The sequence below is a fragment of the Aureimonas sp. AU20 genome (genome assembly GCF_001442755.1).
Lineage (GTDB): Bacteria > Pseudomonadota > Alphaproteobacteria > Rhizobiales > Rhizobiaceae > Aureimonas.
On sequence record NZ_CP006367.1, the window covers coordinates 3,317,974 to 3,340,054 of the forward strand.

General features: G+C 64.7%; 25 protein-coding genes. 1 reads left to right on the top strand and 24 read right to left on the bottom strand.

Annotated elements, in window-relative coordinates; genetic code table 11:
• Positions 1-257 precede the first annotated feature (257 nt).
• The gene (locus M673_RS15070; protein ID WP_061977883.1) at positions 258-950 is read left to right on the top strand and encodes a ribonuclease HII; all 693 of its coding nucleotides are present in this window, start codon (positions 258-260) and stop codon (positions 948-950) included.
• Between the two features lie 158 nt (positions 951-1,108).
• Here the strand turns inward: M673_RS15070 and M673_RS15075 are convergent, their stop codons facing one another.
• The 24 genes from M673_RS15075 to M673_RS15190 form a co-directional block, all read right to left on the bottom strand.
• Positions 1,109-1,591, bottom strand: coding sequence for a F0F1 ATP synthase subunit B (locus tag M673_RS15075; RefSeq protein WP_061976793.1), 483 nt, complete (start codon positions 1,589-1,591; stop codon positions 1,109-1,111).
• Positions 1,592-1,603: 12 nt separating this feature from the next.
• Positions 1,604-2,212, bottom strand: coding sequence for a F0F1 ATP synthase subunit B (locus M673_RS15080; RefSeq protein WP_061976794.1), 609 nt, complete (start codon positions 2,210-2,212; stop codon positions 1,604-1,606).
• Between the two features lie 73 nt (positions 2,213-2,285).
• Positions 2,286-2,510 carry a F0F1 ATP synthase subunit C gene (locus M673_RS15085; protein WP_019996925.1) on the bottom strand — a complete coding sequence of 75 codons (225 nt, stop codon included), beginning with the start codon at positions 2,508-2,510 and terminating at the stop codon, positions 2,286-2,288.
• Between the two features lie 72 nt (positions 2,511-2,582).
• The gene (locus tag M673_RS15090; RefSeq protein ID WP_061976795.1) at positions 2,583-3,332 is read right to left on the bottom strand and encodes a F0F1 ATP synthase subunit A; all 750 of its coding nucleotides are present in this window, start codon (positions 3,330-3,332) and stop codon (positions 2,583-2,585) included.
• A 118-nt stretch (positions 3,333-3,450) separates the two neighbouring features.
• Positions 3,451-3,783, bottom strand: coding sequence for an AtpZ/AtpI family protein (locus M673_RS15095; protein ID WP_374755568.1), 333 nt, complete (start codon positions 3,781-3,783; stop codon positions 3,451-3,453).
• 133 nt (positions 3,784-3,916) lie between these two features.
• Positions 3,917-5,056: a cell wall hydrolase gene (locus tag M673_RS15100; protein ID WP_061976797.1), complete on the bottom strand. Its 1,140-nt coding sequence runs from the start codon at positions 5,054-5,056 to the stop codon at positions 3,917-3,919.
• A gap of 154 nt (positions 5,057-5,210) precedes the next feature.
• Positions 5,211-6,620 (bottom strand): ribosome biogenesis GTPase Der, encoded by a 1,410-nt coding sequence (der, locus tag M673_RS15105; protein ID WP_061976798.1) that lies wholly within the window; start codon positions 6,618-6,620, stop codon positions 5,211-5,213.
• Between the two features lie 25 nt (positions 6,621-6,645).
• Positions 6,646-7,509, bottom strand: a complete 864-nt coding sequence (locus M673_RS15110) for a tetratricopeptide repeat protein (protein WP_061976799.1) — start codon at positions 7,507-7,509, stop codon at positions 6,646-6,648.
• Positions 7,510-7,757: 248 nt separating this feature from the next.
• Positions 7,758-8,018: a hypothetical protein gene (locus M673_RS15115; protein ID WP_061976800.1), complete on the bottom strand. Its 261-nt coding sequence runs from the start codon at positions 8,016-8,018 to the stop codon at positions 7,758-7,760.
• 100 nt (positions 8,019-8,118) lie between these two features.
• On the bottom strand, positions 8,119-10,251 hold the full coding sequence (locus tag M673_RS15120) for a DUF1217 domain-containing protein (RefSeq protein ID WP_187301274.1): 2,133 nt from the start codon (positions 10,249-10,251) through the stop codon (positions 8,119-8,121).
• A gap of 207 nt (positions 10,252-10,458) precedes the next feature.
• On the bottom strand, positions 10,459-10,974 hold the full coding sequence (locus M673_RS15125) for a hypothetical protein (protein ID WP_061976802.1): 516 nt from the start codon (positions 10,972-10,974) through the stop codon (positions 10,459-10,461).
• On the bottom strand, positions 10,971-11,324 hold the full coding sequence (locus M673_RS15130; protein ID WP_061976803.1) for a hypothetical protein: 354 nt from the start codon (positions 11,322-11,324) through the stop codon (positions 10,971-10,973). Before M673_RS15130 ends, M673_RS15125 begins: the two co-directional genes overlap by 4 nt.
• A gap of 72 nt (positions 11,325-11,396) precedes the next feature.
• The gene (locus M673_RS24800) at positions 11,397-11,825 is read right to left on the bottom strand and encodes a rod-binding protein (RefSeq protein ID WP_061976804.1); all 429 of its coding nucleotides are present in this window, start codon (positions 11,823-11,825) and stop codon (positions 11,397-11,399) included.
• Positions 11,826-11,893: 68 nt separating this feature from the next.
• Positions 11,894-12,298 (bottom strand): hypothetical protein, encoded by a 405-nt coding sequence (locus M673_RS15140; RefSeq protein WP_061976805.1) that lies wholly within the window; start codon positions 12,296-12,298, stop codon positions 11,894-11,896.
• Positions 12,295-13,050 (bottom strand): flagellar biosynthetic protein FliR, encoded by a 756-nt coding sequence (locus M673_RS15145; protein ID WP_061976806.1) that lies wholly within the window; start codon positions 13,048-13,050, stop codon positions 12,295-12,297. Before M673_RS15145 ends, M673_RS15140 begins: the two co-directional genes overlap by 4 nt.
• On the bottom strand, positions 13,047-15,137 hold the full coding sequence (flhA, locus tag M673_RS15150) for a flagellar biosynthesis protein FlhA (protein ID WP_061976807.1): 2,091 nt from the start codon (positions 15,135-15,137) through the stop codon (positions 13,047-13,049). Before flhA ends, M673_RS15145 begins: the two co-directional genes overlap by 4 nt.
• Before the next feature lie 219 nt (positions 15,138-15,356).
• On the bottom strand, positions 15,357-15,623 hold the full coding sequence (fliQ, locus tag M673_RS15155) for a flagellar biosynthesis protein FliQ (RefSeq protein WP_061976808.1): 267 nt from the start codon (positions 15,621-15,623) through the stop codon (positions 15,357-15,359).
• 2 nt (positions 15,624-15,625) lie between these two features.
• Complete coding sequence (flgD, locus tag M673_RS15160; RefSeq protein ID WP_187301335.1) at positions 15,626-16,039, bottom strand: flagellar hook assembly protein FlgD; 414 nt, start codon at positions 16,037-16,039, stop codon at positions 15,626-15,628.
• On the bottom strand, positions 16,039-16,443 hold the full coding sequence (locus tag M673_RS15165; RefSeq protein WP_244493248.1) for a flagellar biosynthesis repressor FlbT: 405 nt from the start codon (positions 16,441-16,443) through the stop codon (positions 16,039-16,041). The genes flgD and M673_RS15165 overlap by 1 nt, the downstream gene beginning before the upstream one ends.
• Positions 16,444-16,504: 61 nt before the next feature.
• Positions 16,505-16,855, bottom strand: coding sequence for a flagellar biosynthesis regulator FlaF (gene flaF, locus M673_RS15170; protein ID WP_061976811.1), 351 nt, complete (start codon positions 16,853-16,855; stop codon positions 16,505-16,507).
• A 92-nt stretch (positions 16,856-16,947) separates the two neighbouring features.
• Entirely contained in the window at positions 16,948-18,057 is a 1,110-nt protein-coding gene (locus M673_RS15175) for a flagellar hook-associated family protein (RefSeq protein ID WP_061976812.1), read from the bottom strand.
• Between the two features lie 14 nt (positions 18,058-18,071).
• Positions 18,072-19,523, bottom strand: a complete 1,452-nt coding sequence (flgK, locus tag M673_RS15180; RefSeq protein ID WP_061976813.1) for a flagellar hook-associated protein FlgK — start codon at positions 19,521-19,523, stop codon at positions 18,072-18,074.
• Positions 19,524-19,620: 97 nt separating this feature from the next.
• On the bottom strand, positions 19,621-21,054 hold the full coding sequence (locus M673_RS15185) for a flagellar hook protein FlgE (protein ID WP_061976814.1): 1,434 nt from the start codon (positions 21,052-21,054) through the stop codon (positions 19,621-19,623).
• Positions 21,055-21,268: 214 nt separating this feature from the next.
• A complete protein-coding gene (locus tag M673_RS15190; RefSeq protein ID WP_061976815.1) occupies positions 21,269-21,940 on the bottom strand; it encodes a response regulator transcription factor in 672 nt (223 codons plus the stop codon).
• Between the last annotated feature and the right edge of the window lie 141 nt (positions 21,941-22,081).

Here is a 22,081-nt window from a genome sequence, read left to right on the forward strand (position 1 = left end):
GAGACTTTCGTTCGCGGCAGCAAGCGGGCTTTCAGTTGATGCGGGGCGTGTGTCCGCATCAATGACGAAGCTCTAACGGAACCGGATCAGCCAGATCGGTGCTGGCACTATGTCCATTCCGAAGGCACATCAAACCATTCGGGTTCTACCCGCACCAGTTCCGGCGTTTGTCCCCGACGCCGGATCGCTCGCCCGCCGTCCGCACCCGGCTCGCGAGCCTTGAGGAGAATCGGAGAATGCGCGAGTCTCGCCGCACCATGGCTCGCCGTTCCTCCGATTCTCCACCCCTTCCCCCTCGCCCTGCCCGGCGCGCCGAGCCGCATCCCGGCCCGGATTTCGCGCGCGAGGCCGCCCTTCTGCAGAAAGGCGTCCACTGCGTGGCCGGCGTGGACGAGGCCGGGCGCGGTCCGCTCGCCGGACCGGTCGTCGCCGGCGCGGTGATTCTGCGCGTCGGGCACATTCCCGAAGGGCTGGACGATTCCAAGAAGCTCGGTGCCCGTGAACGCGAGCGCCTGTTCGAGGCGATCCTCGATATGGCCGATGTCGGCCTCGGCAGCGCCAGTGCCGCTGAGATCGATCGGCTCAACATCCGGCAAGCGACGTTCCTCGCCATGCGGCGCGCGCTGTTTGCCCTTCCCAGCAGGCCCGACCACGCCTTGATCGACGGTCGCGACGTGCCGCTTGGCCTTCCCTGCGCCGGGTCGGCGGTGATCGGCGGAGATGCGCTCTGCGTGTCGATCGCGGCGGCGTCAATCGTCGCCAAGGTCATGCGCGATCGGCTCATGACCGCGCTTTGCGCGAGCGACCCGCGCTACGGTTTCAGCCGGCACATGGGCTATCCCACGGCCGCCCATCGTGCCGCGCTCGCCGAGCATGGCGTTGGCCCGCATCACCGGCGCAGCTTCGGGCCGGTGCGAGCCCTCATGCTGGCAGGCGAGTCGGACGGTTAGGCGAGGCCCCACTCGTGCCATCTCCCATGTGCAAACCCCATCGCATCGGTGCGGGTTTGCACACTTCCCGATTTGACGCTTGCCGGCATTCCGCAGACAAACGAAAAAGGCCGGCTTTTCAGCCGGCCTTCGTCTTATCCAAGAGCTATTGGTGCGGATCAGTTCAGACGACGGCGCACTTCGGCGATCGACTGGTCGGTGATGCGCGGGTCGGCGCCGACATTGCGCTCGGTCATCACGCGCGTAGCCGCCTCGATGGCAATGTCCACCGCACGAGCGCGGACTTCGGACACTGCCTCGATCTCGGCCTGCTTGATCTTCTGCTCGGCAACCTGCGTACGGCGAGCGACGTAGTCTTCGCTCTTGGCGCGAGCCTCGGCGACGATGCCCTGCGCCTCGCGCTGCGCGACGGCGAGGATTTCCTGCGCCTCGCTCTCCGCCTCGCGGCGGCGGCGCTGGTATTCGGCCAACTGCTGTTTGGCCTCTTCCTTCAGCTCGCGCGCCTCGTCGATCTCGTTACGGATCTGCGCGGCGCGCTTGTCGAGCGCCTTCGCCATGATCGAGGGCGCCTTGAGATAGGCGATCAGCGCCAGGAAGAGGATGAGGCCGACGAGAGCCCAGAACGTATTGTCGAAAGCCATGGCGACGCCCTTTTAGGAACGAACGGAACGGACGGCGTGGGAGACGTCCTCGCGCGACACGCCGAGGCCGGCAATGTCGTTGAGAATGGCTTCGGCCGCATCTTCGGCGATCGTGCCGACATCGGCGAGCGCGCGCGTCTTCACCTCGGCGATGCGAGCCTGGGCGCTTTCAAGGCGACCGTCGAGTTCGGCCTCGATGGTCTTGCGCTGCGCATCCGCATCGGCGCGCGCCTTGTCGCGAGCTTCCGTGGCGATGCGGGCGGAATTCTTGCGAGCGGAGGCGAGTTCCTGCTCATAGGCGGCCTGTGCCTCGTCGGCGTCGAGGCGCATGCGCTCGGCGGCCTGGAGATCGAGGGCGATGCGCTCGCGGCGGTTCTCCAGAACCGTGGAGATGCGCGGCACGATCGTCTTGGACAGGACGTAGTAGAACACGCCGAAGGTGATCGCGAGCCAGAGGATCTGCGACGCGAAGAACTCGGGGTTCATCGGCGGGAAGCCGGCTTCCTCGTGGTGACCGGGCTCCACGGAGATCGCTTCGCCCGTGGGCGGAACGGGTGTTTCCATCAGGGTCGGACCTGCATCTGGCGATTGGACCTGGGCGAAAGCCTGAGTGACGAACATGTCGGACTCCGATGATACGGGTCCGGCCGCCCCAGCAGGGGCGGCCGGCTGCACAATCCCTTATGCGACCTGCTTAGACGAAGAGCAGCAGGAGCGCGATCAGGAGCGAGAAAATGCCCAGAGCTTCCGTCACGGCGAAGCCGAACACGAGACGACCGAACTGGCCATCGGCTGCCGACGGGTTGCGCAGGGCGCCCGTGAGGAAGCTCGAGAAGATGTTGCCGAGCGCGAGAGCGGTGCCGGCCATGCCGAAGCAAGCGAGACCAGCGCCGATGTAACGTGCAGCTTCCGCGTCCATGGGAACTCCTTTGGTTGGATCGTGCGGGGGTAGGATCCGCGGCGCCATGCGTCCGCGAAAGGGGGAGAGCGGTCAGTGGTGAACGTGAACCGCGTCGTTGAGGTACATGCAGGTCAGGATCGCGAAGACATAGGCCTGCAGGAAGGCAACCAGGAACTCCAGCGCCGTGATGCCCACCGTCATGACGAGCGGCAGGAGAGCGCCGAGGAAGCCGAGCGCGCCCATGCTGCCCATCGAGACCACGAAGCCCGCGAAGACCTTCAGCGTGATGTGGCCGGCCAGCATGTTGGCGAAGAGACGAACCGAGAGCGAGATCGGGCGCGACAGGAACGAGATCAGCTCGATCAGCACCACGAAGGGCAGGACCGCCCCTGGAACGCCGGAGGGAACGAAGACCTTGAACCAGCCGAGGCCGTTCTTGCGGATGCCGTAGACCACGACCGTGCCGATCACCAGCATCGCGAGCGCGAAGGTGACGATCAGATGGCTGGTGACGGTGAAGAAATAGGGGAACATCCCGATGAGGTTGGCCACCAGGATGAACATGAAGAGCGAGAACACGAACGGGAAGAACTGCATCCCGTGCGAGCCCGTCGCGTCGCGCAGCATCTTGGCGATGAACTCGTAGGAGAGTTCGGACACCGACTGCGCGCGGTTCGGGACTAGGCCGCGTCCCCGGGTCGACCAGTAAAGGAAGCCCGTCGCCACCGCCACGGTCGCGACCATGAACAGCGAGGAGTTGGTGAACGACAGATCAAGGCCGCCGATCTCGATCGGAACGAGCCGAGAAATCTGGAACTGGTGAAGCGGATCGTTCGCCAAAACGTCTGGTCCTCTTGATGCGGAGCCCTCGGAGAGCGAGACTGCCATAGCGTCCCGAACCGCGCTTCGCAACTCCCTGACGTCGAAATGCACCTTTGCTTTCCGAACGATCGCTCCGCTAGCGACGTTCGGTCGGGTTCTTCTCGCCGCTGGCGGACCGCACGACGTTGAGAACGCCGGCGGCGAAGCCCAGCATGAGGAAGACGATGAGACCGAAGGGAGACACCCCGAATAGACGGTCGATCCCGTAACCGATGGCCCCGCCGACCATGATGCCCGCGATGAATTCGCTGGCGATCTTGAGGCCCTGGGCCATGCCCTGCATGCTGCCCTGGCCACCCTCCGGCACCACTGGCTCGGCCGTCGCGGCTTTCAGCCGGTCGATCCGCTCCTTCAATTTGCGGCGATCCGCCTCCAGATCCGCTTCGCTTCGAGGCTCAGGCTCGCTCATCGTCATTCGTCCATCCGGCCGATCTGTCCGCCCGCCGCATGGCGAAACAAAGGCGGTTCAAGTTTGCGTGTTCGCCGCCGGAAGCGTCACTCGCGCGAACATACACCGCAGCGCCCAAAACCGAGAGGGCCGGCTAACGCCAGCCCCCGCCGAAGGTCCGGTAGAAGATGTGAAGGCCGATCTTGTCGACCTTTTCCATGGTCTTGGCCCAGCGCGGGTGGACATAGGTCGCGTGGTAATGGGTCGCCGAGCCGACTTCGGGAATCCAGATCTCGCCGTTGGTCGCCTGCCGGGCGATTCGCTCGGCCAGGGCATAGGCCGGGCGATTCCAGATGACGTCCTTGATGCCGTCGCAGGCGAAGGAGAACTGGCAGCGGCCGAACCAGTCCTGGTTCTGATAGACGACGCCGCAAATCGTCTTGGGATAGGCGGGATTGCGCACCCGGTTCAGGACGACCTGCGCGACCGCCCCCTGGCCCTGTTCCGTTTCCCCGCGCGCCTCGAAATAGATCGCCTTGGCGAGGCAGGTCTGCTGCTCCTCGGTGTAGGACGACGCCGGGAGGGGCGTCGCGACCCAGGAATGGTCGTTCTCGCCCTTGGGCGGAATGAAGCCTCGCGAGGGCCCGAGAACCGCGTCGAACAGGTTCGACACGCCGGGCCGCGGGGTGCCGGCATAGGCCGTGACGCTTGAGCCGGCGACGTCGTTGGATGACGGGGTGGGCGCCAAAGCGGCAATGGCCCGCAACGCGTCCGGCTTAGGCGCGGCGATTTGTCCCTTCGGGCTTTCGGGCGCAAGCGGCGGCGCGAAACTTTCCGCGACCAGCACGGCGCCGCCCGAGCTATCGGGTGCGGCGAAGGCCGCGCGCAGATTCTCGTCGCCCAGCGCGATCCCGGCCCGGAGGAGGCCGGCGGGATCGACGAGTCGCCCGGCCGCGAACTTGGCCTGCACGGTGGCAAGCGGCGTCGGAGCGACGCGCCCTCCCCTCTTGGCGGGAATGCGCGCCACGGGGTCTTTGATGTAGAGGGGTCCGGCGAGCGCGCTCGTGCCCAGATCGTCGCCATCCTCGGCGAAGACCGTGAGATCGGCCATCTCGGGCGGAAGGCTTGCCTGGAGTTCCGCCTGCGTTGGTACCGGCGGCATGGCAATTGTGGCGGGAAACAGGGGCAGCACCGCGAGGGCGAGCGGCAGCGAGGCGAGAAGACGGGCGCGCGCGCGGGCACCATTTCGGCGCGGCGCGCTGCCCTTAAGTCTCGATCGAGCGTGAACGGCCATCGTCGGCTTTCCGAAGTGTCCTTGGAAAGCCGAACATCTCTTATTAACCTTAGCGGACGGTTAATGCTCGCTGGAATGGCGCGCTGCCAGGCCGAAGCCGAACGGGGTCCAGGCGCGCGGGCCCCTCGCCCCACGCGCCGAACCAAAACCGCTCTTAGAACTTGCGCGCCTTATGCGCGAAGGGATTCTCCGACTTGCGCATGGTGATGCGGATCGGGATGCCGGTGAGGCCGAACTGATCGCGCAGGCCATTGATGAGATAGCGCATATAGGCCGTGCCCACGGCCTCGGGCCGGGACGTGGACAGGATGAAGGTCGGCGGGCGCGTCTTCACCTGCGTGATATACTTGATGTTCACGCGGCGGCCCGCCACGGCCGGAGGCGGATGATGCGACACCATCCGCTCCAGCCACTGGTTGAGCTTGGCGGTCGAGACGCGCTTGTTCCAGATCTCGTGCGTTTCGGTGACCGCCTTCATCAGGCGATCCAGCCCGTCGCCGGTCTCGCCCGAGACCGTGACGGCCTTCACGCCGCGCATCTGCGGCAGGAGGCGATCGGTCTTCTCGCGCAGGTCCGCCAGCACGGCCTGCCGATCTTCCACGAGGTCCCATTTGTTGAAGGCCAGGACCGGCGCGCGGCCTTCGCGCGAGATCAGATCGGCGATCGAAAGGTCCTGCTTCTCGAAGGGCACGGTGACGTCGAGGACGATGATCACGACTTCGGCATAGCGCATGGCGCGCAGCGCGTCGGCGACCGACAGCTTTTCCAGCTTCTCCTCGACGCGCGCGCGGCGGCGCAGGCCGGCCGTGTCGAACATCTTGATCCGCCGGCCACGCCATTCCCATTCCACCGAAATCGAATCGCGCGTGATGCCGGCCTCCGGGCCGGTCAGCAGCCGGTCGTCGCCGAGGAAGCGGTTGACCAGGGTGGACTTGCCCGCATTGGGCCGGCCGACGATGGCGATGTTGAGCGGCTTGGTGGCGTCGTAGCTGTTGATGGGCTCGCCGTCGGCGTCGAACTCCACCGTGCTCTCGATGTCCGCCTCGTCCTCCTGCCAGCCCCGGAAGGCGTCCCGTCCCAGCTTTTCGACGATGGCGTCGCGCAGGTCCGCCATGCCCTCGCCATGCTCGGCCGAGATGGCGACGGGCTGACCGAGGCCGAGCGAATAGGAATCGTAGAATCCGGCGTCCGAGCCCCGCGCTTCCGACTTGTTGGCCACCAGCACGACCGGCTTGTTGCGCTTTCGCAGAAGCTCGCCGAAGACCTCGTCCTGCGGGGTCATGCCGCTTTTGGAGTCCACCACAAAGAGCGATAGATCGGCATCGTCGATGGCGCGCTCGGTCTGGGCGCGCATACGCCCTTGAAGTGAATCGGCTGTGGCCTCTTCGAGGCCGGCCGTGTCGATGACGCGAAATTCCAGATCCTGGAGCGTCGCTTCGCCTTCACGCCGGTCGCGGGTGACCCCGGGCCGATCGTCCACCAGCGCGAGCTTGCGGCCGACCAGGCGATTGAAGAGCGTGGACTTGCCGACATTCGGCCGTCCGATGATGGCGATCGTCACCATGGCTGGGTCTCGCTCCTTCGGAAAATCAAGCCGGGGGCTGGTTGGCAGCGGGCGCGGCCGGGGCCGGCTCCGTCGCAGGCGCGGCCGGTATCGGCGCGGCGGCGGGTTCGGCCGTCGCGGGGGCCGGTGCAGAGGCTGCAGGCTCAGGCGCGGCGGGCGTTTCGCTCACCTCAGCGGCATCCGGCGCAGCCGTGGCGGCGGGAGTCGCAGCGGCGGGCGCGGTGCCGCCCTTCGGGCCATGCTCGGCCTCGATGAGTTCCACCATCAGGCCGGCGCGGCGCTTGATGCCGGCGGGCGTGCCGAAATCTTCTTGAAGCTGCGTGAAGAAACCGCGCGCCGTCTCGAAGTCGCCGGCCTTCCAGGCGGCGAGGCCGATGGCTTCGCGCGCGCCATAGCGCAGCGGCTCGCCGTCGGTCGCCAGCCGCTCGGCGCGGGCGCGCACGTCGCCGAGCGAGCCATTGTCGACCAGCACATAGGCCGCGCGCAGAGCTGCCATGTCGCGAAGATCCTGCGCCACGCCCGCATCCCCGGCAATCGCGTCGAAGCCGGCGATTGCCTTGGCGGGTTCGGTGGCGAGGTCGAGCTGGGCCAGGCGCATGCGCGCCAGCGCGGGATAGCTCGCGACGCCGCTTTGCGACAGGGTTTCCAGGATCGCCCGGCCTTCCTGCGTTTTCCCGTCTTCCAGAAGCGAGGTGGCGGCGAGCAGTCGGTCACCATCGGCCGCCTGAAGACCCTGCTGGTGATGCTGCCAGAGCACGTATCCGCCGACGGCAAGCACGATCAGAACCGCGAGAGCGAGCGCGATCCGCCCGTAGCGAATCCACAAGGCGCGGACCCGCTCCTGGCGAAGCTCCTCGTTCACCTCGCGGATGAAGATGTCGTTGCTCATAGGCGGCTGAACCCTGCGAAAGATCGGGATGCAAAGCGGATAAGGCGAGCCGATGCTCGGCCTTGTCCCGGCTTTCTAACGATTTTTCGACGAAGCGAAAGGCGGGGATCGCCAATCGCACCGCGCGGGCTCCGAATCCGAGCCGCGTCTCTCCCCTCTTCTGGGAAAGCCCGGACATGATTTCGCCCAGCTCGCAGGAAGCTGGGCGATCTCGTCATGACGATTTTCGAGCGATCGGAGCGGGCCTGTCAGCCTTTGCCAAAACGGTCCACGACGTCGCGCTGCGCTTCGCTTGCCGCGCGCGCGCGGGCGATCTCGTCCTCGCCGCTGCCGCCTTCGGGACGTGCCCCGCCGTCCGACAGGTTTTCGGCGAGCCCCGATGGCGCGTCAGGCGCCGGCGCGCCGCCGACGCGCGAGACCTTCGGCTCGCCGCCCCGGTCGTCGCCGAGAACGCTGACATCGGCGTCGAGACGCGTGTCCTTCAGTCGGTTCGGTTCGTTGTCGCTCATGGCAAAGCTCCCTTTCTCTTTGGAGAAGGACGCTTGGCCATCCCGACTTGTTCCCCAGACCAGGGATTCGGTGGCCCGGCGAGAGGTCGCAGGGTTGGCCTTAGAGGAAGCTTAGAATGTTCGTGCCACCGCTGGACGAGCCGCCGAAGAGCTGCAGCACCGGATTGGACGACCCGTCGCTACTGGTGGCGTCATACATGCCGGCAAAGCGGGCGACGAACTTGTCGAGCTTCTTGGGATCGTCGAAATCATCGACATTCAGCTTCTTCTTGATAAGCGAAGCCTGCTTATCGACATCCATGTTCACCATGCCCTCGGGCAGGTTCAGCGCCGTGCGCACCACCTGATAAAGCGCCTTGTCCGCCAGGACACCATAGACGCTGGTCAGCCCCGGTGCCTTGCGCAGGAAGTAGAGCGCAAGACGCGTTCCCTCGCTCGTGTCCCCGGCCTTCTCTTCCATCTTCTGCAGGACGTAGAGATTGTCGGTCGCCAGCTTGTCGCCGCTCGACTGAGCGCCAGAGGCGGCTTCGCGTACGCTGCCGTCGGTCTCGAAGTTGAAGGCGGCGGCGAACTTGGCGATGGCCTTGTCGGTCTGCGCGTTGGCGTAGCTTTTGGGGTCGCCAAGATCGCTGGTGAGGATCTTCTTCAGGTCGGCGGTGGAAAGGTCTTTGTTCTTCACGCCATAGGCAGTGAGCGCAAACTGCACCGCCTTCTGATCCTTCACGAAATCGTCGATCGTGACGGCCGACCCGATCGAGGCAAGATAGGTCTTGGTGTCGGCGGTGATTTCGGCCTTCTTGGCCGCGCTGATGGGCGTGGCGAATGTCGCGGCATAGAGCGTGCCGGTCTTGGTCTGACCGGAGACGGACTGGACGAGGCGCTCGGCCCGCAGCTTGCCGTTGGCGTCGAAGTTGAAGGCGGCGGCGAGCTGGGTGTAGCGGTCGTCTTTCAGTTTGGCGACATAGCTGTTGGGATCGCTCGGATCGCTGGTCAGGACGGCGCGGATCTTCGTGAGGCTCGCGGTCGCGGGATCAATGCCGAACGCCTTGAGGGCGTAGTTCAGGGTGCGGCGCTTGCCATCTTCCGACGTCGACATGAGATCGGTGACGGATTTGATATCCGTGAGCTTGGCCTTGAACTCGGTCGTGTCGAAGTTCACCGACTTGTTGAAGGCGGTCTGGTAGTTGTTGCCGTAGCCGGTCTCGATCTGCTGAAGGCCGGCTGTCGTCGGGCTCAGGGCGCCGCCACTCTGAGCGTTCAGCGCGTCGTGCAGGGTCTGGAACCGCGCCTGCTCGACGCTGGAGACCGAGCTTGGAATCGTGGACGGGTCCGTGATGTAGCTTGCCGCCGCGCTGGCGGCATAGGTGATGTCCGACCCCATCGCGGTCATGGCGATCTTCAGCAGGCGATCGTCGCTCGTGAAGGCGGACACGGTCTGGGTCGAGTTGCTGCTGGAAAAGAAGGCGTGGAGATAGTCGATGTCGGCCTGCTTGGCCTGCGGGCTCGTCGCGTTTCCGGTCGCACCGTTGTAGGCATAGACGGTATTCGACGCCATTTTCACGGTCTGCGCAATCCAGGTCCGCTGTGCGCCGCTCGTCGCTGGGGCGGCCGTGAACTGCGTGCGCAGCGTCGCCCAGGCTGAATCCCCGTTCGCGACATCGCCTTTCAGAACGAAGGCGGCATAGTCCGAAGAGATCGAACTCGGATCGGCGAAGCCGGAGGCGCGCAGCGCCACGTCGAGCAGACCGCGATCGGCGACGAAAGCGTCGATCGAAGTGATGGAGCCGATATTATCGGAATAGTAGCCCGTCGCCTTGGCCGCTGCCGGGGCGGCCTTGTCCACGCGCTCGGCATAGGCTTCCACCAGACGCTCGGTCTGCGAGGTGGACTGGGCGGTCGTCGCCGTGCCGGCGCCGAAGCTGAAGGCGGCGGCGAAGTCGCGGTAGCGCTGGTCGGACAGCTTGTTGGCAAAGCTCGTGGAATCCGTCAGGTCGCTCTGCAGCACCTTGCGGATCATGCCCTTGGCGGAGATCTGGTCCTCCAGTCCATAGGCTTTCAAGGCATAGGAATAGAGCTTGTAGTCGCCCATGAACTGGTCGACCGTCGTGACCTTGCCGATATGCTCGTCGTAATAGGCCTTGTCGCGCTTGACGTCGGTCTGGCTCGACAGGCGCTCCAGCGTCTGGGCCATGTTGTTCGTGTAGAGCCGATAGTTCAGAAGGGTCGAGATCACCACCGGTCTCCATACGAACGCGCGCCGGCCGTGATGGACCGGACGCGCCATGAGGGAACCCTAGCAAAACAGGGTTTATGCAACGTAAAGTCCGGCTGGAGCCGATGGGATGAGCCCGATTCCGACAGGCAAGCTCCAGGTCCTCGGTTTGGCCGCATCATCCAGTGGAGAAGCGTGTCCGCTCTGCCGCCGGATAATTTTCCAGGCTCAGGACTTGTGGTCCTGCTTGGCCTTTTCGATCTGCCCCTTGGCAAGGTCGCCGCCGGTGTCGCCGGGCATCTGGCTCTTGGGCAGGAAGTCGAACTGGTCCACCATCACGTCCTCCACGACCTTCTGGCCGTAGCGCTTGTTCACGGTCTCCTTGATGGAGGAGAGAAGCGAGGCGAGGTCGTAGCGCTCCGGGTTCTTGAAGTCGAAGCCCGAGACCGAATAGACCGCGCGAAAGGCCTCGTCGAGAATGATCGGGTCCGGCGGCACGGCCAGTGTCGCGGCGAGCTTGCCGTCGATCGTGTAGACGAAGCGCGCCAGGACATAGCCCTGGATCGCGTTGTCCGAGATCAACGGCACGGCGATGCTGTTGGTCTTCTTGTAGTCGAGCCCTTCAAAATAGGTCGGCTGCTTGGGCGCGTCGGCCGTGCCTCCGCCGCTCAGCGTCGCCATGGCGTAGCCGGCGCCCAGAGTGACGAACATCACCCAGACGCCGATCCCGAGAAGCTTGATCATTTGGCGGTCCGGGCTCCCGACACGCTGTTGCTGTAGGTGCCGTCCGACTCGGCTGCTGCCATCGCGCGGGTGATGACCTCGGCGACCTCGGCGGTGGCCTCGATATGGATCTGCAGAAGGCGGCTGTTGTCGCCGAGGCGCTCGCGCAGGACGCCGAGCTTGGCGCGCATCTCCTCGCTGAGGGCGGCCGGCTCGATGCCGCGTGAGATGCGCGTGAGTTCGAGCAGGCTCTGGTTCTTGCGATTGCTGATGTCGCCAAGGCCCGTGCTGTCGCCCGAACGCAGCGCCAGGCTCTCCCCCGCGAGAACGGATTCCAACCGGTTGATGGCTTGAGACAGAACCGCTTCCACTTGACCTTATCCCTTAGTGATGCGGCCATGCCGCGTGTTCGCTTCGCCGCCCGGAGCCGGGCGGCACGTCTCTCAAGGCTTGGCGGCCGCGGCCGCGCCGGTTTCGCGTTTTTCCAGCATGTCGGCGATGCCGATGCCGCCCGAAGCGGCCATCTCGTCGCCGATGCGCTCGGCCAGCATGGACTTCCAGATCTGCCCGGCCGTGCCCGTGCCGAAGAAGCTCGTGTTCTGCTGCGGCAGCATGCTCTCCACGAAGGAGCGCAGAACGAAGCTTTCGAACCGCTGCAGGGGCTCCAGCTGGCCGCTATGCGAGGTCTGGTGGTGAAACCGGGCCACCTCGTCCCGCGCCGCCTCGGCGGCGCCAGCGGCTTGCTTTGCCGAAACAAGATCGGCGAAGTCGGCAGCGCCGGCCGACGACGCGGCGGCGGACGCCGGAGCGGCAGCGGAGCCGCGTTCGATCGCGGAGGCCGAGACGGAGGATGCGAGGGCGGACAGGATCATGGGTCCCCGGTCTTCAAATGCGAGGCGCGAATGCGAGCCGTCGGTTAACCCGTCTTAAGCCGCGCCACTTATTCCAGGCTTGCGGCGCGCGCGACGAGATAGTCGTCGAGGGTCGAAAGAAGCTCGGCCGTGTCTTCGGCCATACGATCCTCCACCAGCGCCGCCTCCGCCGCGCGCTGGACGCGCTTCTCGGCAAGGTTCGCCGCCTGGACCTCGCTCCTCGCCTCGGCCTGGCGCTCGACGACGCCTGAGAGCGTCACGTCGTTTCGCCTGAGTGCCGACACCTTCGCATCCAGAAACAGGCCTTGCATCAGGGACTGGGCGCCGAGCGTGTCGAGAAGTTCGTCGCGCGTGTCCTCCAGCCGCTTTTCCTCGCGCACGAGTTCGGCCAGCGCCCATTCGGCGAGCTGGCGCTTGCGCTCCTGCACGGCGAGGACGCGGGCGAGACGGTCGGAACGCTTGCCCTCGCTCATCCGAACAGCACCCATTGGCGATAGGCGCCCGCGAAGATCGACAGGAAGTTGCCGACGCAGAACCAGAGAAGGAGGAGGCCGCCGGCCAGAACGAAGGGCATGGAGATGAAGTAGATCGGGATCTGCGGCGTCATCTTGTTGGCGAGGCCGATCGCGAAATTGACCACCACGGCATAGACCACGAAGGGGCTCGCGATGCGAAGGCACAGCATGAAGGTCTGCCCGAGATTGTCGACCAGCGCGTCCAGCCCCGAGCGGATGGAAAAGCCAAGTTCCACCGGCATGGCCCGGTAGGAGGCGACCAGCGCGTTGACGATCTCGGCATGAAGATTGAGCGAGAAGATCATGACGGTCGCCGTCAACGTCACCAGCGAGACCAGCGCGGGGTCGGCCTCATGCCCTTCCAGCGGCACGCCAAAGGATTGGCCCATGCCGATCGCATTGGCCACGATCGCGCCCGAGAACTGCAGCGCCAGCATGAAGACGCGGCCGAGAAGGCCGATCAGGAGGCCGTTCAGGATCTCCCCCGCCGTCATGTAGATGCGCATGTCGTCGCTGGCGTTCTGAACCAGCGGCATCACCTGCGGCAGAAGGCGGGGCGAGACGGCGAGCGCCACCGCGATCGCCACGAAGAGCCGGATGTGGCTCGGAACCCGGGCGCTGGAATAGCCCGGCAGCATCATCAGGCAGGAGCCGATGCGGCAGAAGATCAGGAAGACCGCGATCACCAGGGCCTGGGCGTCGGCGCTCACGAGATCGTTCCGAGCGCCTTGATGTCGACGCCGCGCGCGATCTCCAGATGCGAGAGCACCGGCAGGTTGACGAAGATGCGCTCGATCATCATCCGCACATAGGGACGCGCGTCCGGCGAGGCGACGAGCACGAAGTTCTCGCCCTGGTCGGTCTTCTCGCGGATGACCTTGGTGGCCTCGCCCGCGAACTGCTCGACCAGGCGCGGGTCGATGTCGAACTCGATGACGTCGCCCTTGGCGTCGCGCTTGAGCGCCTGATGGAAGGCGAGATCCCAGCGGTTGCCGAGGCGCAGGACGCCCAACTGCCCGTTGTGCAGGAGATCGCCGCAGATCTGCTGCGCCATGCGGGTGCGCACATGTTCCACGATTCGCTCGGAGCGGCGCACATGCGGCGCGATTTCGGCGATGGCTTCCAGGATCAGCGTCAGGTTGCGCACCGAGACGCGCTCGGCGAGCAGCAGCTTCAGCACGGCCTGAAGACCGGAATAGCTCATATGGGCCGGCACGATCTCGTCGATCAGCCGCTTGTATTCCGGCTCCAGCCGGTCGAGCAGCGAGCGCATGTCCTTGTAGGACAGGAGATGGGCGAGGTTGTTGCGGATCACCTCGGAGAGGTGCGTCAGGATGATCGAAAGCGTGTCCACCGGCTCGAACCCGGCCCGGCGGGCGGCGGAGGCGAACGTGTCGGAGATCCAGGCGGCGCGCAGGCCGAAGGCGGGTTCCTTGGTCAGATCGTGCGGGATATCGGGCGCGGGCGCGTCGCCGAGCACGATCAAGAGATCGCCGAGGCGGATCGGCTGGCTGGCCACCGTCGTGCCATGGACCTTGATCGAATAGGAACGCGGGTCGACCGACAGATCGTCCGACAGCTTGATCTCGGGAATGACGAAACCGTAGCGCGAGGCGAATCTACGGCGCATCTTGGCGACGCGATTGGCCAGTTCTTCTCGCGAGAAGTTGAGATGGGCGGCGACCTGCTTGCCGAGAACCAGCTCCACCTCGATGATGCGCAGCGATTCCTTGACGGACTGGCGCTCGGCCTCGATCGCCTTGTCCTCGACCGCCTTCTTCTCCGCCTCTTCCTTCTGCACGACCTCGGCGCGGCGACGCGGAATGGTGTAGGCGAGCGCGGCGAGCCCGAAGGCGGTGAGCGCGAAGGGCAGGAACGGCAGGCCCGGCAGAAGCGCCAGGACGCCGAGCAGCGCGGCGGCCACCATCAGCGCCCGGGGATAGTGCCCGAGCTGCGTCATGATGGCCTTTTCGGCCGCGCCCCTCGTTCCGCCCTTCGACACGAGAAGGCCGGCGGCGAGCGAGACGATCAGCGCCGGGATCTGCGTGACGAGACCGTCGCCGACCGAGAGCTTGACGAAGACGTCGGCGGCGTGGCCGGCATCCATGCCGTGGCGCGTCACGCCGATGATGATGCCGCCGAAAATGTTGACGGCGGTGATGATGAGGCCGGCGATCGCGTCGCCGCGCACGAATTTCGAGGCGCCGTCCATGGAGCCGAAGAAGGAGCTTTCCTCTTCCAGCTCGCGGCGGCGGGTCTGGGCCTGCTTCTCGTCGATGAGGCCGGCCGAAAGATCGGCGTCGATCGCCATCTGCTTGCCGGGAATGGCGTCGAGCGTGAAGCGCGCGCCGACTTCGGCGATACGCGTCGCGCCCTTGGTGATGACGAGGAAGTTCACCGTGATCAGGATGATGAAGACCACGATGCCGATCACGAAGTCGCCGCCCATGACAAACTGCGAGAAGCCGCCGATGACGTAGCCGGCGGCGTTGTGGCCCTGGTCGCCATGGCTGAGAATGACGCGCGTCGTCGCGATGTTGAGCGACAGGCGCAGCATGGTGGCCAGAAGCAGGACGGTCGGGAAAGCCGAGAAGTCCAGCGGCTTCTCGATCCAGAGCGAGACCATCAGGATCAAGATCGACAGCGCGATGGAGATCACCAGCCCCGCGTCGATCAGGAAGGCCGGAATGGGCACGAAGAGCACCGCCAGCATCGCGACGATGCCGACGGCAAAGCCGATGTCGCGGCGAGAACTCGCAGGCAGGCTGGGCGCGATCTTGAGCGTATCGACCGACATTCGGCTCGTTCCCCGGAAGCGATGGGCCGGGCAAGGGAGCCCGGCTCGGCGGCGCGCGCACGACCGTCGGTCGCGGCGCAATCCTTAACGCTTTATTTCAAAAGGGACTGGTGCCGGGCTGGCGCGCCCTTGAGCGCCTCAGCCCGGCCCAAACGAAAAACGCCCGCCGGACAAGCCGGACGGGCGCATGGGATGGGAGCGTCGGTCGAGCGCCGGCTTCTAGAAGCCGTGCTGGATGCGGGAGTAGCTTTCCTCGGTGAAGGCGTAGACCTGCGCGCCTGTGAAGCCGGCGGTGAGCGCGATGATGACGAAGATCGCCAGGATCTTCGGCACGAAGGTGAGCGTCACTTCCTGGATCTGCGTCAGCGCCTGGAACAGCGCGATAACGACGCCCACCAGCATGGCGCCGGCGACGGCCGGGCCGCAGGCGAGCACGACGGTCCAGATCGCGTGCTGGACGATATCGATGGCATCGGCCTCGTTCATCGCTATTCGACCTTCACGCCGTTGCCGAGCGTCAGCTCCTTGCCGGAGGTGAGCGTGGCGATCGTGCCGTCGCTGGTCACCTGGATCGACTTCACCACGCCGCTGATCGAGGCATCGCCGTTGGTGACGGTGCGGCCGATCAGGAGATTGGCGCTGGTGAGCGCGGTGAGCGTCGTCATCGATTCCAGCTTCTGGTTGAGCTTGATCGACTGTTCCACGTTGGAGAACGAGGCGAGCTGGCTCATCTGCTGGGTCGGGTCGGTCGGGCTCAACGGGTCCTGGTTCTTCATCTGCGTGACGAGAAGCTGCAGGAAGGCGTTGTAGTCGAGACCCGTCTTCAACTCGGACGACTTCGCGGCGGAAGCCGTCGTGTCCACTGCGGAGGTTGAGGAGGTAACGCCGGAAACGGACATGATCAACGGGCTCCCACGGCGACCGGCGCGCGGTCGGTCACGGTGATGGTGGACAGGTTGGCCGGGGCTTCCGTCTCGGCGGCGGAGAGAATGGCGTCTTCGAGCGGGATCAGCGCGCGCACGCGCTTCAGGGCGTCGAACACGCGCTCGCGCTCGATCAGCTCGGCCGCGTCCTGCAGGCCGGAGCGGATGGCGGGCGAGGAGAAGGCGGCCATGAGGGCGGGGAAGCTGCGCTCGAAGAGCTTACGCGTCTCGGCCGCCGCGGCCGGGTCGATCAGCATGAGCTGGACGACGAAGTAGAGCTGGCGGATCGGGGTGGTTGCGTCCTCGGCCTGCATGACGTGGCTTTCCAGAAGGAAGGTCACGTCGTTCAGGAACTCCAGATGCGTCTTGCGATCGACGCGCATGACGGCGCCGTTGACGAAGATGCGCTCGCCGGCGCGAAGGGTGATGCGAAGCGTCGACACGTTACTCTCCCAGGCCGTCGCGGATCATGGTGGTCACCTCGATCATGGTCGAGAAGCTTTCGCGCTGGCCGAGCCGGATGGCCTCGGCCTCGCGCATGACCCAGAGCCCGATCGAAATCAGACTGGCGCGCAGCTCCTCGGGGAGCGCGTTGCCGGGGGTGGCGAGGTCTTCCACCAGGATCGACCAGAGATTGCGCGTCAGGTAGATCGCCTCGATCGCCTCGCGCGAGCGGGGGCCGGCCGCATCGGCGCGCTTGAGCGCGTCGACCATGCGGTCCAGCGCCTCGCGCTCCCTCTCGCGAGCCGTCGCCGAACTGTCCTGCGTGACCTCGGCATAGGAGAATTGATACATTCCCATTCCTCAAAGCGGCGGGCTGTCATGCCCTTTTGTTCGGGGTGTCGCGCGGCCGGAACCGCGCTCAGAGAGGGTGGCCGGGGCGACTCTCAGAGGTAATTGAGGATGCTCAAGCCCTGGAGCTTGCCGGTGACGGCGAAGGTCGCGTCGAGCTGCGTCTTCAACTGGTTGATCAGAAGGCCGGCTTCGGTCTGGTCGACGCCTTCCAGACGATCGTAGGCAGCAGCCACGATGTCCTTCTGCTTGGTCAGAAGCGTGTTGGCGGCTTCCACCCGATTCTGTCGCACACCAAGATCGGCTTGAACCTTGACGATTCCGTCTTGTCCGGCCTTCAGCTTGCTCTGAGCTGCCGTGGTCAAGGCCTGGCGCGCGGAGTCGCCCATCTTGCTGATGTCGAGGGCGCCGATCATGGCATAGGCCGCGACCGTATCCTTGAAGGCGTCGGTGTTGACGTTCACCGACGTGTTGATCTGCTCGGACCGGGAGATGTAGGCCGTCGAAGCCGCCCCGCCCGTATCGGCGATGCCATCCCAGATGCCTGGAACGGCAGGAACGGCGGCGGTAGGGGGATTGGCGGGCACAGCCGGCACGCCGTAGAAATCGACTTTGAAGCTACGGGCCGTGGTTGCCCCCGCCTTGGTGTAGCCGCTGTCGCTGAAGTAAGCCTGCACCTGCGCTTGCGTCGCCTGTGAGACATCCGAGATTCCGAGCGCGTCGAGAAACTTGGACTGCACGGCACCGTACAATCCTGTTACAGCCGTGTTGTCGCTCTGAATCGGCTGCGTGTTGGCATGTGTGCCCCCGAACAGGAACTCGCCGCTGCTGCTGACATTCACCGCGCCCAGGACCTGCTGGAGGCCCTGCTGCGCGCTTTGCACCAAAGCCGCGGTGCCCGTGCCCGTCGCAGTGCCGTTGATCAGCGCCTTGGAATAATCGTCGGCGCTGGTCCGGACCGAGGACAGGGCATTGTCCATGAGCTGGAAGCGGCTGGTGATCAGCTTGTTGGAGGTCAACATGCTGTCGTAGGTGTCTTCCTGCGAGCGGTAGGAGATCGCGTTGCCCGTGACGCGGCCGAGCGTGCGGCCGACATCGGCGTGACGACCGGTATTGAACTCCTTCTGCGCATCCACGAGCTGGGTCTGGACCCTCTGGATGGTGGAGCGCGAGAAGTTGCTGAAGGTCAGGCTGGAGATCGTCATGAGGTCGGACTTCCTCAGATGGCTTGCAGAAGGGCGGCCATCATCTGGTCCACCGTTGTGATGATCTTGGACGAGGCCTGGAAGGAACGCTGCAGATCGAGAAGGCGGGTGAGCTCGGTGTTCAGGTCGATGCCGGTTTCATTCGACAGCGTCGATTGCGTCTTCTCGAGAAGCGTCTGCTGGTACTCGTTGGTCGCCAGCGTCTGGGAGCGTGTTCCCTGAAGCCAGCTCATGGACGAGGCGGCGAAATTGGCGATCGTTCCCGTCGTGTCGGCGCCGGTGGCACTGTAGTTGCGGCTCGTGCGGATCGTTGTAACGAGGGCCGTCAGCCGGTCAGTGTAGCCGGTGGCGGCCGAATCCGTGTTGAGCTTCGTCCCACCGCTGACGCCGCCGTCGCGGAGCAGGGTCGGATCACCCAGCACCGAACTCGCAACCTTGATGCGGCCAGCTGCGCCTGCAAGCGTCGAGGCGACGACCGCAGGTGTTCCGCTCGTCGACACAGTAGCGCTCGCATCCTGGAACAGGCCTTGCGCCGTCCCGCTGCCGGACGTCTCGGAAAACACGTCGATCAGATTGTTGGCGATCGCGTCGAGCTGCGTCTGGAACTGCGGGGCGACCTTGTCGCGAAGCTCCACGAGGCCGGCGATCTTGCCGCTCGTGATCGGCATGAAGGCGTTGTCGCCGGTCACCACCGTTCCGTCGATGCGGAAGGCGCCACCGGCATCGCCGGGCTTCAGCGAGGGCGTTGGCGTGAAGTCGATGCTGCGCGCCGTGCGGTCGAACATGGTGACGCCGCTGTCGGTGTAGATCACGACGTCGTTGTCGCCGCGCGACTGGACGGTGATGCCGACATATTCGGACAGTTTCTGGATCTGCTGGTCGCGCTTGTCGACCTCGTCCGTCACGTCGCGATTGGCCGACGTGCCGGCCATGATGCGCTGGTTGAGATCCTCGATCTGCTTGAGGATCTGGCGCATGTCGGTGGCCGCGAGCGCCAGTTCGTGATCGGCGTCCTGGCGAATTTCCTGCACCGTGTCGCTCGCCGAGTTGAGCGAGGTAACGAGATTCTGCGCGGCCGCAACGGCGGCGCGCCCGACTTCGGAATTGGCGGGCGCCTTACTGTAGCTGACCAGGGCGTCGGTCAAAGCAGAAACGCGCGCAGCCGGCGATCCCTTGGCGTCGGTGTCGCCGATCACCTCGTTCAAGCGGTCGAGCCCTCCCGCCAATACGCCGGACCTGGCGACGTCGGACGTGCCGTTCAGAACGTTGCGGAACAGGGCGGCATTACCGGACTGGGCGACCGAGCGGACCTCGAGGCGACCATCGGCGCCGGTGACGACATTGGCGTATTTGCGCGTCGCGCCGGCGACATTGGCGTTCGCGATGTTGCGCGACACGAGCGCGGTCTGCGTCTGGGCAGCCTGAAGCGACGACGTCGCCGTGTTGATGGCAGACGAAAGGGTCATGGGGAACACGTCCGCTAAAGAGGATCCGTCGGTGGCCGGCCGCAGGTTTGCGGCCGCGCCCTGATCTGGGAGGGGCGCCGAAGGCGCCCCCGGCCGCTTAGCGCTTCAGATTGACCAGCACGTCCATGATTTCCGAACCAGTCTGGAAGACCTTGGAATTGGCCGTGTAGGAGCGCTGCGATTCGATCATGGTGGTGAGCTCGCTCGCCATGTCGACGGTGGAGTTTTCGAGCGCGCCCGACTGGAGCGTGCCCAATCCGCCGCTGCCGCCAAAGCCCATCAGGATCGTGCCAGACTCGACACCGGCGGAATAAGCATTGCCGGAAACGCCGGTCAGATTATCGGGCGCCGCCACATTGGCGAGCGGAATCTTATAGAGGTCTCGCGACGTGCCGGAGGTGAAAGTTGCCGTCACCGTGCCGTCCTTGCCGACCGACACCTTGTCGATCACTTCGGCGGGGTTGCCGTTCACGGTCGCCGCCAGCGGCAGGTAGTCCTTCGAATACTGCGTGAAATCGCTGACGTTCAGGGCAATCTTCGAGCCGTTCACGGCGACACCGGGCTCGGTTACCGACAGGTCGATATTGAGGAAGCCGGTGCGGGAGACCGTATCGACCGTTGTGGCGGTGCCGGAGTTGGGCGTGATGGTCTTTAGCTTACCGGTGGTAGAGTCGAACTCGAACTGGGCGGTAGTGATCGGCGCGGTGCCTTTGCCATCCGAGGTGCTCGCGCCGTAGGGGAAAGGCGCCTTGGTCGAGGCGTTGGTACCAGTCGCCGGGTTGGCGTCGGCGTGGTTGAAGACCGCAACGTCCCACTTGTTGTCGTCGACTTTCGTGTAATAGATGTCGAGCGTGATCGCCTTGCCGGTGTTGTCATAGGTGGTGATCGAACTGGCGGAGGTGAACTTTACCTCGGTGTCGAGAGCCAGGCCGGCAGTGTCTTTCGGTGTCTTGGGAGCGGTACCTGTGGCGGGGATGACCCTCGCGGCGTCCTTGTTGAGGTTGGCCGTCAGATCGCCCTTGGTCGTCGGCGTCGCGCTCAGCAGCGAAGCCCTTAAATTTACAGGCTGAAGACCGGCAAAACCGTTCAGCGTGTAGGCCGTGCCGCTGGTGGTAACGGGGTAACCCATCAGCGTATAACCGGCAGCGTTTACCAGCGAACCATCGGCCTGTTGCGTGAAGGAGCCGGCGCGCGTCAGATAATTGCCGCTGGAGCCGCCCTTCGTGCTGCCATCGTTCACCACGAGGAAGCCATTGCCGGAAATAGCGAGATCCACCTTCTTGGAATTGGTGGAATTGGCTGTGTAGGAAATACCGCCCTGCTCGCTGACCAGTGTGCGCACATTGGCTTCTACGGCACCGGAATTATACTGACCTGCGCTGCTCGGCAGGATCTGTGATGAGAATTCCGTCGTGGTCTGCTTGTAGCCGTTGGTGTTGGAGTTCGCGATGTTCTCCGACACGGCGCTGAGCCGCGTGGCCTGCGCGTTCATGCCCGAAACGCTCGTGCGCATTAGTCCGCCGATGCTCATACCTGCTCCTTGCTGCCGAAACGGGGGATTGGCGTGAAGCTAGCGGCTAGGGCTTGCGTCAAACTGCATTACGGAATGTAAAGCATAATTGGAAATTAACGTTTTATTAGTAATCAAAAATAAACCCGGCGCAAGAGCCGGGTTTAATATTTAAGTCATTATTTCAGACGTCAGGAGGATTTGAGCAACGCCGTACTCGGCGAAGCGTCCAACGTCAGACGCCGATGCCGTAGCCGAGGTAGCGCTTGGAGGAGACCGGATCGTAGCCGAGGCGCATCTTGAGCTTCTTGCGCAGCTTGGAGATGTGGCTTTCGATGACGTTCTCTTCAACGTTCTCGTCGAAAATGCCGTAGATGGCGCTGAAGAGCTGCTGCTTGGAAACGCGGCGGCCCTTGTTGGCAACCAGATATTCCAGGATGCGGCGCTCGCGGCGCGGCAGGACCAGCGCTTCGCCGCCGACTTCCGCGTCGCGGCCATCGGTGAAGACGCAGATTTCATCAACCGAGGTGCGGTTGCGGTCAACCGCCACGTCGCGGCGACGGATGGCGCCGACGCGCGCCAGGATTTCCTTGACGTGAACCGGCTTGGCCACCACGTCATCGATGCCGGCGGCGAAGAGATCGAGGGTGGAGTTCAGCGCCTTGGTCTCGGCGAGGGCGATCATCGGGGCGGTGGAGCGGCTGCGAACCAGGCGGGTGAAGGTGCCACGCTCGGGGAAGTCACCGAGAAGGAAAGCCTCGACCGCCGAGATGTCGGTCTCCGAGGCAGATTCGACCCAATCACGGAACTCGTCCACTCCGAAGCCGGCCGAGGAGACGCCTTCCTGCGAGAAAAGCGACTTGTAGCCGTTGGTGACGAGTTCGCGGTTATCAACAACTACAATCATCTGGCCCCACCGAGTGTCTTGCGTTTCGTTAGGGAAAAGTTATCCGCCGGGGCCGAATCGGACTATCCCCAAAAATCACTATAGGGTTAACGGTTCCCAAAGGCGTTGCATAAAAGTCGCCTTGTTTTCAGGACGTTAACC